The sequence below is a fragment of the Actinophytocola sp. genome, assembly GCF_050699935.1.
GTDB lineage: Bacteria > Actinomycetota > Actinomycetes > Mycobacteriales > Pseudonocardiaceae > Actinophytocola.
Map to the genome: position 1 here is coordinate 29,008 of NZ_JBOHGB010000031.1, position 16,021 is coordinate 45,028.

Annotated in this window: 11 protein-coding genes; 10 read left to right on the forward strand and 1 reads right to left on the reverse strand. The window is 69.1% G+C overall.

Annotation, left to right across the window (positions count from 1 at the left end; all coding sequences use genetic code 11):
* Positions 1–15: 15 nt before the first annotated feature.
* Both ACRDTB_RS13400 and ACRDTB_RS13405 read left to right on the forward strand, forming a co-directional pair.
* Positions 16–1,821 carry a flavin-containing monooxygenase gene (locus tag ACRDTB_RS13400; RefSeq protein ID WP_431430500.1) on the forward strand — a complete coding sequence of 602 codons (1,806 nt, stop codon included), beginning with the start codon at positions 16–18 and terminating at the stop codon, positions 1,819–1,821.
* Positions 1,822–1,856: 35 nt separating this feature from the next.
* Entirely contained in the window at positions 1,857–2,612 is a 756-nt protein-coding gene (locus ACRDTB_RS13405; protein ID WP_431430502.1) for an SDR family NAD(P)-dependent oxidoreductase, read from the forward strand.
* Here the strand turns inward: ACRDTB_RS13405 and ACRDTB_RS13410 are convergent.
* Positions 2,596–3,177, reverse strand: a complete 582-nt coding sequence (locus ACRDTB_RS13410; protein WP_431430503.1) for a hypothetical protein — start codon at positions 3,175–3,177, stop codon at positions 2,596–2,598. The genes ACRDTB_RS13405 and ACRDTB_RS13410 overlap by 17 nt on opposite strands.
* 587 nt (positions 3,178–3,764) lie before the next feature.
* Between ACRDTB_RS13410 and ACRDTB_RS13415 the strand changes: the two genes are divergently transcribed.
* From ACRDTB_RS13415 to ACRDTB_RS13450, 8 genes are read left to right on the forward strand one after another with little or no spacing between them, the layout of a single operon-like run.
* Positions 3,765–4,700, forward strand: coding sequence for a methyltransferase (locus ACRDTB_RS13415; RefSeq protein ID WP_431430504.1), 936 nt, complete (start codon positions 3,765–3,767; stop codon positions 4,698–4,700).
* 7 nt (positions 4,701–4,707) lie between these two features.
* Complete coding sequence (locus ACRDTB_RS13420) at positions 4,708–5,553, forward strand: hypothetical protein (protein ID WP_431430506.1); 846 nt, start codon at positions 4,708–4,710, stop codon at positions 5,551–5,553.
* A gap of 1 nt (position 5,554) precedes the next feature.
* Positions 5,555–6,913, forward strand: coding sequence for an aldehyde dehydrogenase family protein (locus ACRDTB_RS13425; protein WP_431430507.1), 1,359 nt, complete (start codon positions 5,555–5,557; stop codon positions 6,911–6,913).
* A complete protein-coding gene (locus tag ACRDTB_RS13430; RefSeq protein WP_431430509.1) occupies positions 6,910–12,660 on the forward strand; it encodes an amino acid adenylation domain-containing protein in 5,751 nt (1,916 codons plus the stop codon). Before ACRDTB_RS13425 ends, ACRDTB_RS13430 begins: the two co-directional genes overlap by 4 nt.
* On the forward strand, positions 12,653–12,868 hold the full coding sequence (locus tag ACRDTB_RS13435) for an MbtH family protein (RefSeq protein WP_431430510.1): 216 nt from the start codon (positions 12,653–12,655) through the stop codon (positions 12,866–12,868). The genes ACRDTB_RS13430 and ACRDTB_RS13435 overlap by 8 nt, the downstream gene beginning before the upstream one ends.
* Positions 12,865–14,151: an MFS transporter gene (locus ACRDTB_RS13440; RefSeq protein WP_431430512.1), complete on the forward strand. Its 1,287-nt coding sequence runs from the start codon at positions 12,865–12,867 to the stop codon at positions 14,149–14,151. Before ACRDTB_RS13435 ends, ACRDTB_RS13440 begins: the two co-directional genes overlap by 4 nt.
* A 19-nt stretch (positions 14,152–14,170) precedes the next feature.
* On the forward strand, positions 14,171–15,283 hold the full coding sequence (locus ACRDTB_RS13445) for a PLP-dependent aminotransferase family protein (protein ID WP_431430528.1): 1,113 nt from the start codon (positions 14,171–14,173) through the stop codon (positions 15,281–15,283).
* Positions 15,280–16,020, forward strand: a complete 741-nt coding sequence (locus ACRDTB_RS13450; protein ID WP_431430513.1) for a thioesterase II family protein — start codon at positions 15,280–15,282, stop codon at positions 16,018–16,020. Before ACRDTB_RS13445 ends, ACRDTB_RS13450 begins: the two co-directional genes overlap by 4 nt.
* Position 16,021 lies beyond the last annotated feature (1 nt).

Here is a 16,021-nt window from a genome sequence, read left to right on the forward strand (position 1 = left end):
AGGGAGGTGCCACCGGTGAGTGCCGGAGACAGCGCCAACGACACCGGTATCGACGCCGACTACCTGGCCGCACGCTATCGCGAGGAGCGCGATCGGCGGCTGCGTGCGAGCCGCGACGACATCGTGGAGCTCACCGGCGACCTGGCCCGCTACCTCGACGACCCGTACTCGCAGGCGACGCCGCGCGAACCGGTTCACGACACGGTGGACGTCGTGGTCGTCGGCGCCGGGTTCGGTGGCCTCATGGCCGCGGCCCGGGCCCGGGAGAACGGCGCGGAACGAGTTCGCCTCGTCGACAAGGCCGGCGACGTCGGTGGCGTGTGGTATTGGAACCGGTATCCCGGCGCGATGTGCGACGTGGAGTCCTACATCTACCTGCCGCTGCTGGAGGAGATGGGCTACGTCCCGAAGCACAAGTACTCCAGCGCCACCGAGATATTCGAGTACACCAGGACGCTCGCGGAGCGGTACGGGTTGTACGAGCACGCGCTGTTCCACACGGCGGTGGCCGGCATGCGGTGGGACTCCGACGCGGCGTGCTGGCTGGTCGAGACCGACCGCAAGGACACGTTCCGCGCGCGGTTCGCGGTGCTCGCCAACGGTGCCCTGAGCGCGCTGAAGATCCCGGACATCCCGGACATCGACGTCTTCGGTGGCCGCTCCTTCCACACCAGCCGCTGGGACTACGACTACACCCGGGGCGGTCCGCACGAGGAGCTGGACGGCCTCGCCGACAAGGTCGTCGGCATCGTCGGCACGGGCGCGACAGCGATCCAGTGCGTTCCCCCGGTCGGCCGGGCCGCCCGCCACCTGTACGTGTTCCAGCGGACCCCGTCCACCATCGCGGTGCGCGCGAACCGGGAGACCGATCCGGAGTGGGCGGCGACGCTACGCCCCGGCTGGCAGCCGGAGCGCATGCGGAACTTCACCTCGATCGTCACCGGCGGCGGGGCCGACGTCGACCACGTCGCCGACGGGTGGACCGTGCTGTACCGGGACCTCGTGGGCGACCCGAACTTCTCCGGCCTGCCTCCCGGGGCCGCCGCCGAGCGGATCCTCGAGGCGGACCACCGGTGGATGGAGCGCATCAGGTCGCGGATCGCCGACACGGTCGAGGATTCCGGGACCGCCGAGGCGCTCAAGCCGTACTACCGCTACCTGTGCAAGCGGCCGTGCTTCCACGACGAGTACCTCGCGACGTTCAACCGGACCAACGTGACGCTGGTGGACACCCAAGGGGCCGGGATCGAGCGGTTCTACGAGTCCGGTGTGGTCGTTGACGACGTCAAGTACGAGCTGGACTGCGTGATCTTCGCGACCGGCTTCGAGATCGACACCCCGTACACCCGGCGGATCGGGTTCGACGTCGCCGGACGGGACGGGGTGACGCTGTCCGAGCGTTGGTCGGCCGGCGTGCGGACGCTGCACGGCCTGTTCACACACGGCTTCCCGAACATGTTCGTCGTGCCCGGGGTCAACTCGCAGTCCGCGGTCACCGTGAACTTCTCCCATTCGCTGCAGGAGAACGGCCGGCACATCGGCTACGTGATCGGGGAGTGCCTGCGGCGTCGGGTACGGACGTTCGAGGTCCGGCCCGAGGCCGAGGCCGAGTGGGTCCGGACGGTCGTGGCGACCGCCAAGGACAACCGGAAGTTCCTCGCCGAGTGCACGCCGGGGCGGAACAACAACGAGGGCCGGATCGAGGACCGGCCGGCGCAGAACGTCAACTACGGCCCCGGGGCGCTGGAGTTCTTCGACCTGCTCGCCGCGTGGCGCGCCGCGGGCGACCTCGACGGTCTCGAGCTGACCGGCGGCGCATGAGCCGGCGAACAGGACGAAGTGGAGGGATCGTGGACGTGACGGACAATCCAGCCGGCAAGCTGGCCGGCAAGGTCGCCGTGGTCACCGGTGGAGCTCGCGGAATCGGTGAGTGGACCGTGCGGGCTCTGCTCCAGGAAGGTGCCTCGGTGGTGATCGCCGACGTCGACCGTGCCGTGGGGGACAAGCTCGCCGGAGAACTCAGCGAGCGGTGTCGCTTCAAGGAGCTGGACGTCGGCGACCCGGAGTCCTGGCGCACCTTCCTCGCCGACGTGGAGGCCGAGAGCGGGCACATCGACCTGCTCCACCTCAATGCCGGCGTCACTACGCGGCCGCCGGGAGCGGAGATGAACAACGACCCACTCCCGTGGATCACGGAGAAGGCCTACCGGCGGGTGATGCGGGTCAACGTCGACGGGGTGCTGTTCGGGCTGCTGGAGGGCATCCCCTACCTGGAACGTGGCGACGGCGGATCCGTCGTGGTCACTTCGTCCACCGGCGGCCTGAACCCGGTCGTCGTGGACCCGGTCTACTCGTGCTCGAAGCACGCGGTGGTCGGCCTCGCGCTGTCGTTCGCACCGAGCCTGATCGAGCGGAAGATCTCCATCAACGTCGTCTGTCCTCCCGCCGTGGACACCCCGCTGGTGGCGCCAGACCGCCGCGGCCTCGCCCGAGTCCACCCGTCCTACATCGCCGACCTCGTGGTCGACCTGTTCGGGAGCGGCCGAACAGGCGAGGTGTGGACCGGACGCGTTGATGGAAGCCCGCCCTACCAGGTCACGACGCCGGCGTAGCCCAGCGGCCCCATGTCGCCGCCGACCGGGGAGCCTGTGTGCGTGATGGATCTTGCCGCCGGGTTCTTCGGCAGCGCGTCGGCGAGCACGACGTATTCGGGCGCTTGTAGCCGGCCAGCCGTTCGTGGGCGTGCGCGTGCTCCTCGGTCAGCGCCGCACCGGTTTGTTCGCAAAACTGATAGGTCGCGATAGCCTGCTCGCGGTGGGCTTCGGCGAGGTCACCTTGGGCGATCAGGAGCCGAACCAGACGTTCGGGGGCCTGGAGGTCGTCCCGATGCTCCCGGGTTCTGATGCCGAGCTCAGCCACGGCGTGGCGGTCGGCGCGGGCACGTAGCTCGTCGAGCTCGTCGAGGTCAACGAGAATGTTCGCCAGTTTGGCGGCGGCGATAGCTTTTCCCTGGACGGAATCGTCAACACTATCGCAGTCGATGAGAGGCTCGCCCCAGGCGGATGTTCGGCGGCAGGGAACGGACTCACCTGCGCCGTTCACGCCAGTATCACGCTGTGCCGCCATCGCCGAAGACCTCGCGTGCGTCTCTGGCCAGCCCGGATGGTCGTCGGACACCGCGCACACAGCACAGGTTGGACGGAATTGGACGAAATTGGACGAAGGTAGTCGCTAATACCTCGCTAATCTCCGCCGTCCCGCGCGGAATCCGGGGAAGTACGGTGAGAAATTGTTTTGACCCATTCGTGTTGATCTGGTACGGTCCGCGCGCCTCATATCTATCCGAACGGCTAAGCGTCAGATTCACTCGAATGGGTGCTGCATCAGTACGGACCGCTAGGCAAGATGGCTGTGTGCGCCCGGACCGTGATGGTCAGGCGGGGTGATCGTACATTCTGGTCGTTCGGGGGTTTTGCCGTTGCTTGTGTTGATGCGGTCCAGTGCTGTGTCGCACATGGACGCTGTGCTAATCGTCGCTGCCGGGGGGCGCGATCCGCGTCATCGGCGAACCGGCTCTGAGCAGTTTCTTCACTGGGTAGCAGGATCTTGATCGTCCTGGCTCGACCTCGCTCATCTTGGGCTCTTTAGCCCGATGTCAAGCGCGCGAGCATGCCAATTCCGATCAGATTGGTCCAATAATGACTTATGCTGTCGAATCCTGCGAGCGAGCTGCCGATTTAGCCGCCGTCGCCGCGCTGCTTGAGATGGCCGATCGGCTGGGCATTCTTTCCACGTTACGGGGTACGGGTTTCGCCGCCGCTCAGATAGCCGCGGTCGCAGGAATCCCCGAGCGCAGTGCGGCCGATTTCTTGGCTGCCGCATCCGCGGCGGGGATCATCGTCGAGAACCCGCAACCGGGCACATTCCGGGCCGCCGATGATCTCGACGAATGGATCTACGAGTCGGGATACCTGTCCTGGGCACTCAACGCGAATCGTCCGTTCATCGAACACGTGACCGAGTTCTTACGGCGTCCGGAACAGGCGGGAACCGAGTACCGGCGCGATGGTCGACAGGTTGCGGTGAGCTCGCAGTGGATGGGCTCGCGTGCCTTCTACCCGCTGGCGCTGTCCACGATCGTGGAGGCCAAGCCGCGCCGCGCGGTCGATCTCGGCGCTGGCACGGCGCGCCTGCTCATCGAGGTCCTACAACAGGTCCCGGGTAGCACCGCGGTTGCTCTCGACATCGATGCGGGCGCCTGCCGCGAGGCCGACGCCGCCGCACGGGCGGCCGGGTTGGACGACCGACTGACCGTCGTCGAACGCTCGATCCAGTCCGTCGCCGACGATCCGGAACCGCTGCGCGACGCGGACATCATCCACGCCGGCTTCGTCTTCCACGACCTCATGCCGGACGAGGAGGACGTGGCCGACGCCGTGCTGGCCAACTGTAGGCGGGCCCTGCGGCCAGGCGGGATTCTGGCGATCACCGAGGCCGTGCCCTACGTACCGGATGAGCGAGAGCGCCGCTTCAGCACGATCGTGACCTACTTCCACCAGCAGTTCATGCTTCGACGGCTGCTCACTGAGCAGGAGTGGATCGACAAGTTGTCCGCGGCCGGCTTCAGCACCGTCACCGCGGCCAGGCACCGCTTTCCGACCGGACGACTGTTCGTGGCTACCAACGGATCGGCTGAGTGAGGACACGATGACGCAGAACACCACGGCACCGCTGCGCGGTTGGCAGGGCGACTCGGACTACTTCACGTTCCGGGAGCTCACACGGTTCGAGCCGGAGCAGGTCATCGACGTCCTCGAGGGCAAGGTCGCCGGCGTGGTCTTCCGGGGCATGGTGAGCTCGCGGACGTGCGCCGAGTTGTGCGAACGCTTCTGGAACAGCATGGCGCGGAAGGAGCGGCCGTCCGAGGAGCTGAACTACTACCTGGGCGCCTACCACTACCACAAGACGACCGAGCAGTACCTGGACGAGTCGGCCGACGTCGCCGAGGAACTGGCCTCGGTGCTCGATGTTGCGGGCAACCCGATCGACGTGTTCCGGCAGGGCCTGACGCGGGCACTGGCCCCGGTGACCGTGCGCCAGGCCGGCCACGGCGACCGGCAGTCGTGTGCCGCCCTGCTGCGGACCTGGCGCGGGCGTGGCGAGTTCGCCCTGAAACCGCACGAAGACCTTTCCCAGTGCAGCGAGCCGCAGCAGGCCGACTTCGAGATCCAGCGGGTGGGCGAGCACAGCGTCTGCGCCCTGAACATCTGCCTGGAGAACGGGACCGGGGGACGGCTGCGATACTGGAACGTGCGGCCCGACGAGGCGAGCAAGCGGGAACTCGGCCTGCATTACAGCGGGTGGCCCTACCCAGTGGAACTGCTTTCCGGCTACGACAGCATCTCGTTGGACGTCGGGCCGGGTGACGTCTACGTCTTCAACGGCGCGCACGTCCATGCCGTGGAACCCAACACCGATCCGGAGTCGCGGCGCACGACGCTGTCCGGTCTGTTCGGCTTCGTGGACGACCAGACCGTCGTGTTCTGGACCTGACATGGTGCGCGCGGTTGTCGATGTCGTCGCACCGGGCACCGGTCAGCTCGTCGACCAGGTAGGCCTCCTTGCCGAGGAACACGTCCCGGACGTCGTGAGCATGGCCGACCGGGCGTTCCGCACGTGGTCGGCGACGCCGCTCCGGCACCGGCAAGAGGTGCTGCACGCCATGGCCGACGCGCTGACCGAGCGGATCGCGTTGCTGGCCAAGGACTACAGCGAACAGCACGGCAAACTCGTTCACGAGGCGCAGATCGAACTCGAACGGGCCGTGGACACGATCCACTGGGTCGCCACGTCCGCCGGGTCTGCCACGCGGCCCCGCGACCTGCCGCCGCGGCCGGGGCTCGCCCATCGCGAGGTCCGGGTGGACCCGGCGGGGCCGGTCCTGGCGATGGTGCCGTGGAACTATGCGGCCGTCATTCTCGCCCGCAAGGTGGCACCCGCACTGGCCATGGGGTGCTCGGTCATCGTCAAGGGACCGGAGGAGACGCCGTGCGTAGCGCGGGCGTTCCAGGCCGCCGCCGAGGACGCCGGGTGCTCGCCCGGCACGCTGCAGACGGTCTTCGCCGAACCGGCCGTCGTGCAGGCGCTGGTTCGCTCCCCGCGGCTGCGCCAGATCAGCTTCACCGGTTCGACACGGGTCGGCCGGATCATCGCCACGCTCGCGGCCGAGCACCTGACCCCGTGCGTACTGGAACTCGGCGGCCACGCCCCGGTGATCGTCACCGCGGACGCCGACCTGGACCTGGCGGTGCGGACCCTCGTGGCCGCCAAGTTCGCCGCAACCGGGCAGAGCTGTGGCTCACCGAGCCGGTTCCTCCTGGACCGCCGGATTCACGACGAGTTCGTCGAGCGCTTCTGCGACCGTCTCGACGACCACCCGATGGGACCGCTGAACTCGGCCAGACGCCGTGAGCACGTGCATGGCCTGGTGTCTGACGCGGTCCGGCGCTCGGCCGTGCTCCGTCGCGGGGGGACACTGCCGTCCACTCCGGGATTCTATTACCCCGCAACGGTTCTCACCGACATACCGGCGGATGCGGCGATCCTCACCGAGGAGCCGTTCGGCCCGGTCGCACCGATGCTGCGCTACGACGATGACGACACGGCCGTCGACATGGCCAACAGCACGACCCTCGCGTTGTCGGCCTACGTGTTCGGCGACATCGACCATGCCGCCGCGCTCGCGGCACGGATCGACGCGGGCGGCGTGACGCTCAACGCCGTGCCGACCGCGTTCCCGGACGCCCCGCTCGGGGGCCGGCATGACAGCGGATACGGCTACGAGGGCGGGGACGAGGGCCTGCTCGCCTTCGGCAGATTGAAGATTCTGCAGACCGGAGGAGACCACGGATGACGACGGTGCCCGAGGCCTTCGCGCGGCAGGTGGCGCGCACCCCGGACTCGATCGCCCTGACCTGTGCCGGCGTGGGCCTGACCTACCGGCAGCTCAACGCCTACGCCAACCGGGTCGCCCACCAGTTGCGCGACCTCGGGGTCGGCGTGGGTGATCGGGTCGGGGTGTTCCTCGAACGGGACCTGGGCATGGTGCCGGCGCTGCTGGGGGTGCTCAAGGCCGGCGCGGCGTTCGTACCGGTGGATCCGAGCCAGCCGGCCGACCGGCTCACCTTCATGCTGACCGACGCCACGGTCCGGGTTCTGGTGACCACGAGCGCTCTCGCGCCCCGGCTCGGCAAGCTCCACACCGGACGGAAGCTGTTGCTGGACCTTCCGACACCGGCGCCGGACACCGACCTGCCGGCGCTGGCGGGCCCACGAGACCCGATGTACGTGATCTACACCTCCGGGTCCACCGGCCGGCCCAAGGGGGTCGTCCTCACTCACCACAACGCACTGCGCCTGTTCGCTACGACCCGTTCGCAGCTCGCCTTCGATGAGCGGGACGTGTGGTCGCTGTTCCACTCCTACGCCTTCGACGTGGCGGTGTGGGAGATGTGGGGTGCGTTGCTGCACGGCGGCCGCCTGGTCGTCGTGCCGGCCTCGGCCACCCGGTCCCCGGACGACTTCGTCGATCTGCTCGTCAGCGAGGGAGTCACCGTCCTGAGCCAGACCCCGTCGGCGTTCCGCGGCCTGGTCGGACTCGCCGAGGCCGGTGACCCGCGCCTGGACGAACTGGCACTGCGGGCGGTGGTGTTCGCGGGCGAGAAACTGGTGCCCTACGAGCTGCGCCCGTGGGTGGACCGCTTCGGTCTCGACCGGCCGGCGCTGGTCAACATGTACGGCATCACCGAGACCACGGTGCACGCCAGCTACCACCGCCTTGTGCCGGACGACATCGGCCACCCGCAACGCAGTCCGATCGGGGGGCCACTGGGCGATCTCGAGTTCCGGTTGCTCGGCACTGACTTCCGGTCGGTTCCGGACGGCACGGCGGGGGAGATCTACGTTGCCGGGCCGGGTACCGCCGTCGGCTACCTGGATCGGCCAGCGCTGACGGCGGAACGCTTCCTCGCCGACCCGTACGGCCCCGCCGGAGCTCGCATGTACCGCTCCGGCGACCTGGCGGTTCGCCGACCGGACGGCTCCTTTGAGTACGTGGGCCGGGCCGACAACCAGGTCAAGATCCGCGGTTTCCGGGTCGAGCTCGGGGAGATCGAGACCGCCTTGCTCACCCATCCCACGGTTCGGCACGCGGCGGTGGTGGCACACGACCACCATGACGGGGGTGACGTGGTGCTTCGCGCCTATGTCGTGCCCGCGGTAGGGGCGGCCGGCCAGGCGCCGCCGACCGCCGAGCTTCGCTCTCACCTCCTGGACATGCTTCCGGACTACATGATCCCGGCCGCGTTCGTGGCCCTGGACAGATTGCCGGTGACAGTCAACGGCAAGCTCGACCGCGCCCGGCTGCCCGGCCCGCGCGGCGTGGCCGCTCCGGCCGGGCCCGACACCGCCCGTACCCCGCAGGAGCAGATCCTCCGGGAGCTGTTCGCCCAGGTACTCGACCTGCCGTCGGTGACGGCCGAGGACGACTTCTTCGAGCTCGGCGGCCACTCACTGTCCGCCATCCGCCTGATCAACCGGGTCCGGGCGACCCTGGGCGTGGCCATCCCGATCGAGACGCTGTTCGAGGCCCGCACACCGGCCAAGCTGATCGCCCAGATCATGGACGGCCCGCGGCGAGCGGGGCCGATCCGCGCCCGCCGTCCGCGGCGGGTGCCGATGTCCCCGGCCCAGCAGCGGTTGTGGTTCATGTACCAGATCGAGGACGCCAACCCCGGCTACCACATCCCGCTCGCCGTGCACCTGTCCGGCCCGATCGACGCCGATGCGCTGCGTGCCGCACTCACCGACCTGGTGGGGCGGCACGAGATTCTGCGGACGGTGTACCGCGACACCGACGGCATGCCCCACCAGGTCGTACTCGACCCGCCCGCCGAGGTACTCCGGGTTCGGGACTGCGCTCCCGATGACCTGCCCGACGTGCTGCGGATCGCTGTGCGGGAGCCCTTCGACCTGACCAGGGACCTGGCCCTGCGGGCGCAGTTGCTGCGGACCGGACCCGAGCAGGGCGTGCTTCTCCTCGTGCTGCACCACATCGCGGGCGACGGCTGGTCGCTGGGTCCGCTGGCACGGGATCTGTCCACGGCGTACACGGCACGCTGCCATCACACCGAGCCGTCCTGGGGCGAGTTGCCCGTGCAGTACGCGGACTACGCCCTGTGGCAGCAGGAGACCGCCGGCGAGGTCGACGACCAGCTCGACTACTGGCGTGGCCAGCTGGCCGACCTGCCCGACGAGCTCAACCTGCCCACCGACCGGCCCCGCCCCGAACGGCCTGAGCGCACCGGCGGGCTGGTCAGCGTGGACATCGAGGCGGAGACACACCGGATGGTCGCCGCCATCGCCCGCCGCGGCGGCGCCACTGTCCACATGGTACTGCAGGCGGCCCTTGCCGTCCTTCTCACCCGGCTCACCGCGAGCACCGACATCCCGCTCGGCACCGCCATCGCCGGGCGCAACGACGACGCGCTCGAGAATCTCGTCGGCTACTTCGTCAACAGCCTCGTGGTCCGCGTCGACACTAGCGGTGATCCGACATTCGCCGAACTGGTCGGAAAGGTCCGTAGTACCGGTCTTGCCGCCTACACCCGCCAGGACGTGCCCTTCGAGCGGGTCGTCGAGGCCGTCAACCCCTCGCGCTCGGCCGCCCGGCACCCGCTGTTCCAGGTGATGACCGCCTCGCAGAACAACCCGCCGATGGACCTCGTGATGCCGGAGCTGTCCACGCGGGTCGAGCCGGTCCGGATGGGTACGTCCAAGTTCGACCTGTCGATCAAGTTCGACGAACGGCGTGGTGTGGCTGGGGAGCCGGAGGGCGTTACCGGCGAGTTGGAGTACAGCGCCGAGCTGTTCGACCGCGGCACGGTCGAGCGCATCGCCGCGATGTTCGCCAGGGTGCTCGACGCGGTGTGCGCCGATCCCGGGCTTCGCCTCAGCGACATCGACGTCGTGGGCGCCGACCAACGGTCGCGGCTCGCGGCGTGGAACGACACCGCGCGGTCGTTCCCCGACGAGCTGACCATCGCGGAGCTGTTCGAGCGGCAGGCCGACCAGACACCAGACGCACCGGCACTGCGGCAGCTGGACGTGACGTGGACGTTTCGTGAACTCGACGAGCGCGCCAACCAGATCGCGCACGTCCTTCGGGATCTCGGTGTCGGGCCGGAGATCCAGGTCGGCATCTCGGTCTATCGCAGCCCGGAGCTGATCGCGACGATGCTCGGCGTGTGGAAGGCCGGTGGCGCCTACATTCCCACTGACCCGGACGACCCGACCGACCGGCTGAACTACATGTTCTCCGATGGCGCTGCCTCAGTCGTGGTCGTCGCGCCGGAGGTCCTAACGCGGATGCGGCCCCCGGCACGGACAGCGGTCCTCGCGCTGGACGACACCCGGCTCGCCGTGGCGCCCACCCGCCGCCCCACGAAAACGGCGACGGGTCGGAGCCTGGCCTACGCGATCTACACCTCGGGTTCCACCGGCCGGCCCAAGAGCGTGCTCATCGAACACCGCAGCGCCGTCAACCGGCTGTGCGACGTGGCCGAGCAGTTCGCCCTGACCGCGACCGACGTCAGCGTGCCGGTCATCTCGATCTCCTTCGAAGCACTGGTGCGGGAGACGTTCGCGCCCATGTTGGCCGGTGGCTCGGTCGCCCTGCTGCCGCCGGAAGGAGCACGGGATCCGGGACTGGTCGTCGAGACCATTCGCCGACACCGCGCCACGGTGATCATGGTGATCGTCCCGTCGCTGCTGGAGGCCGTGGCGGCGGCCCAACCGGACGCGACCGCCTTCGCTTCGCTGCGTCTGGTCGGCACCGGGGGTGAGCCACTGCCACCGGCGCTTGCCGCAACCGTGATAAGCGACTGGAAGTGCGTTCTGGTCAACCAGTACGGGCCGACCGAGACGACCATGATGGCTTGCATGCACACCGTGCGCTCGGCGGATCTCACCGGGCGGATCCCGGTGGGCCGCCCACTGGCCAACGCCGTGGTGCACGTGCTCGGCCCGCGGCTGGAGCAGCTTCCGGTCGGGGTGACCGGCGAGGTCTACCTCACCGGCGTCGGGCTCGCCCGCGGCTACCGCGGCCAGCCCGGGTTGACCGCGATGAAGTTCGTGGCAAACCCGTACGGGCCGCCGGGCGACCGGCTCTACCGCTCGGGCGATCTCGGCCGCTGGCGGCCCGACGGCGGCATCGACTTCGTCGGCCGGGTCGACGACCAGGTCAAGATCCGCGGGTTCCGGGTCGAGCTGGGCGAGATCGAGTCCACGCTCACCACCCATCCCGAGGTAGCACGCGCGGTGGTCGTCATGCGCGTTGATGAACGGGGTGATCGGCGCCTCGTCGCCTACGTCGTACCGGTCGCCGGTGCTGACCCGACCACTCGGGTCCTGCGTGACCATCTGACCCGCACGCTGCCGGATCACATGATCCCGACCGCATTCGTGACCCTTGACGAGTTTCCGCTACGCGGCAACGGAAAACTCGATCGCAGCAGGCTGCCCGAGCCGGACTTGTCCGGGATGGCGGTCGGCGGCACCCCGCGCTCACCACGCGAGGAGCTCCTGTGTGGCCTCTTCGCCGAGGTATTGGGCCTGCCGGAGGTAGGCATCCACGACGACTTCTTCGTCCTGGGTGGACACTCACTGCTGGCCGCCCGGCTGATTTCCCGGATCAAGGCCATGCTCGGTGAACGACTGTCCATGCGCAGCCTGTTGGAGGCACCGACCGTCGCCACTCTGGTGGAGCGCTTCGGCCTGGACAGTGACGTCGACTCGATGCAGGTCGTGCTGCCGCTCCGGTCGAGCGGGACCGAGGCGCCGCTGTTCTGTGTCCACCCCGGCGGCGGGTTGAGTTGGGGATACGCGGGTCTGCTGGCGCACCTCGCGGCCGACGTCCCGGTGTACGCCATCCAGTCGCGCGGCCTGACCGATCCCGCCAAGGCACCCGCCACCGTCGACGAGGCCGCCGCCGACTACGTCGGTGAGTTGCGCGCCATCGCACCCCACGGCCCGTACCGACTGCTCGGCTGGTCGTTCGGCGGTCTGGTCGCTCACGAGATGGCGGTGCAACTACGAGCGGCCGGTGAGCGGGTCGAGCTGCTGGCCATGTTGGACAGCTATCCCGACCTGCCGGCGATCTTCCGTCTCGATGACCGGCAGGCGCTGTCGGCGTTCCTGGACCCGAACCACCCCGAACTGGTGCCCGCCAAGGGGTCGGTGGAGCTCGCGGAGGCCACCGCGCTGGTCCAGCGCGGTAGCGGGGCACTCGCGAGCTTGTCCGAGGAGCGGGTCGAGGCCGTGCTGCGGGCGATGGCGCACAACCGAACGCTGGCCCAGTCCTTCACACCCCGACGGTTCGACGGCGACCTGCTCTTCTTCGCCGCCACCGAAGGCAGGCCCGCTGACGCCCCCACCGCGGACGACTGGCGGCCCTACATCGGTGGGCGGATCGACGGCCATCCGATCGTCGCGACACACAGCGCGATGACGCAACCCGAACCCCTGCGGCAGATCGGGCGGATTCTCGCCAACCGTCTGTCCACAGCGTACCGATCAGAAAGGACACCGGCGCGGCATGAGTAATCCGTTCGACGACCCGGATGGCCGATTCGTGGTGCTGTGCAACGAGGAGGAGCAATACTCGCTGTGGCCGACGTTCGCCGGGATACCCGACGGCTGGACGGTGGCCTACACCGAGCACAGCCGCCAGGAGTGCCTGGATTTCGTGGAGGCCACCTGGACCGACCTGCGTCCGGCAAGCCTGCGCCGTGAGATGGGTGTGACGCCTTGATCAAGGACCTGGCGGTCCTGCGAGAGCGCGCGTTTCGCACGCTGTTCGCCGCCAGAACGGTGTCGCTGCTCGGCGATGCGATGGCCCCCGTGGCCCTGGCCTTCGCAGTGTTGGCCCTGCCCAACGGCACCGCGACAACGCTGGGCATCGTGATCGCGGCCCGGATCGTCACCCAGGTCGCGTTCCTGTTGCTCGGTGGGATGATCGCCGACCGGCTGCCGCGGCTGAGGGTGATGGTCGTGGCCGACCTGATCGCGTTCGTCTCGCAGGGCGGGGTCGCCGCGCTGTTCATCTCCGGTTCCAGCGCGATCCCGCTGATCGCCGCCCTGGCCGCGGTCAGCGGCGGGGCGACCGCCTTGTTCCGCCCGGCCGCCCGCGCCGTGGTGCCGCAGGTCGTCGACGAGGAGTCGTTGCAGCCGGCCAACGCCTTGCTACGACTGTCGATGAACGCGGGCAGCGTGCTCGGCGCGGCGATGGCGGGGGTGCTGGTCGCACTGGTCGGCCCGGGCTGGGCGCTCGGTGTCGACGCACTGACCTTCCTCGCCTCGGCGATCCTGCTCAGCGCCGTGCGCACCCGCCACACGGTCGCTGCGGCGAGTGGGCGACCGCTCACCCAGCTGCGGGAAGGGTGGCACGAGTTCACCTCCCGAACCTGGGTCTGGGCCATGGTGGCGCAACTCGCCTTCGCCAACGTGTGCATCGCGGGCGGGATCGTCGTGCTGGGGCCGGTCGTGGCGAAGGACCACCTCGGCGGAGCACCGGCGTGGGCCCTCGCGGTCGCGGCCCAGTCCGCCGGTCTCGTGGTTGGCAGTCTGGTAGCGATCCGCATCCGACCGCGCCACCCGGTCCGGGTCGCGGCACTCATGACGATCGGCTTCGCGCCGCCGCTGCTCGCGCTCGGCACCTACGTCCCGCTCTATGCGGTAGTGGCCGGCATGTTCGTCATCGGCTTCTGCATCGACATCTACGAAGTCCTTTTCCAGACCGCGTTGCAGAGGCATGTGCCGCCGCAGGCGCTGGCCCGGGTGATGTCCTATGACTCGTTCGGGTCCTACGCCCTGATCCCGGTCGGACTGGTCGTGGCCGGTCCGATCTCGGCCCTGGTCGGTGTGCGAGCGACCCTCGTCGGTGCCGCCGCACTCGTCCTGGTCAGCGGCGCACTCGTCCTGCTGTCCACGTCCGTCCGGAACCTGCGAGGAGAACCCGATGCCAGCCAGACAGACGTATCCGACGACTCGTCCACCCTCGTCCGCAGTCCCACCACATCCGGATCCGATCACTGAGATTCTTGCGGTGACGGCAATGCCGGGGATGCTCTCCATGGCGGGCGGACTGCCGGCCCCCGACCTCTTCCCGGTCGCGGAGCTGACCGACGCCGTGGACGCGGTGCTGCGGGAGGAGGCCGCGGCTGCCCTGCAGTACGGCCCGGTGGCCGGCGTACCCGCGATGCGGGAGTGGATCGCCCAGCGTTCGGGCGAGACCGGCGCGCGGACGGACCCGAGCCGGGTGCTCGTCACCAGCGGCAGCCAGCAGGGCCTTGACCTGCTGGCCAGATCCCTGCTGACGCTCGGTGACGTGGTGGCCCTCGATGACCCCAGCTATCTCGGCGCGGTCCAGATCTTCCGCACGGCCGGCGCCGAACTCGCCGCGGTGCCCAGTGACGAAGACGGCATGGACACCGACGCGTTGGCGGCACTGCTGCGCGGCGGGATGCGGTGCCGGCTCGTGTATGTCGTCCCGCACTTCCACAACCCAACCGGCGGTGTGCTCAGCCTGCGCCGCCGCCGGCATCTCGCCGAACTCGCCGAGCGGTACGGCTTCCTGATCGTCGAGGACGATCCGTACGCCGACCTCTCGTTCGACGGGGTGCGGTTGCCGTCCATCGACCAGCACACCGACCAGGTGGTCAGGTTGCTGAGTCTGTCCAAGACGCTGTGCCCCGGCTTCCGGGTCGCCGGCCTGTGCGGCCCGGCAACCGTGGTGGCGAGCGTGACCTCGGCCAAACAGCGGGCGGATCTGCAGACGAACACGTTCGGCCAACATGTCCTGGCCCGGTTGCTGGCTCGCCCTGGATTCCTCGCGGCGCACCTGGACCGGCTTCAACGCCACTATCAGGCCCGAGCACGGCGGCTGGCGCGGCTGCTGATGGACCGGGTGCCATGGCTCGCTTTCCCGGAGCCGACGGGTGGCCTGTTCTTCTGGTGCACGATCACCTCCGGGGTGCACGCGACCGAGTTGTGGCGCGCTTGTGCGGCCGCCGGGGTCGCGGTGGTACCCGGCGAGCCGTTCCGCGTCGAGCGCGACAGCGGCACCAACCTCAGACTGTCCTACGCCACTCTGACCGCGGACGAGGCGAGCACGGCGGTCGACCGTCTGGCGGCGGCCCACACCCAACTCGCCAGGGCGGCCGGATGAGTAAGAACCCATGGCTGCTGCGACTGGTGTCCGAGGAAGCGAAGGGACGAGTCTTCTGCTTCCCGTACTCCGGCGTCGGCGGTTCCATGTACAACCGGTGGCCGCGGTGGATCGGGCAGATCGAGGTGTGCCCACTTCAACTGCCCGCTCGCGAGAACCGGATCCGCGAACCGCACTTCGGCACCTACGAGGAACTCGCCGGCTGCCTGGCCGATTCCCTGACGCCCGTCCTCGACCGGCCATTCGTCCTTTTCGGCCACTGTGCCGGGGCACTGCCGGCCTTCGAGGTGGCACGGCGGCTCGCCGAGCTGGATCTGCCCACCGCGCGACTCGTGGTCTCGGCTCAGGTCGCACCCCACGACTGCCCGCACGACAGGCTGCTCGGCTACACCGACGGCGAGCTGCTCGACGAGCTCGCCAAGCTCGTGGTCACGCTCGGTGGCGAGCCACAACCGGCGTTGCTGGAGCTGGCACTGCGGGTGCTGCGCCAGGACCTCGGGGCGAGCCGCCGCTACGGGCTCGTCGAGCCGGCACCCATCGGGATGGGAATCACGGTCCTGCACTGGTCCCATGACCCCGAGGTGACAGAAGAGGAACTGGCCGGCTGGCGGCACTACGGCTCGGACGTGCGGTTCGACGTCCTGCCCGGCGGCCACTTCGACTTCCTGTCCGCGCCGAGCGATCTGCTCGGCGCGTTCGAGCAGATCATGTCGACGGGGGACCTCGATGATCGGTGAG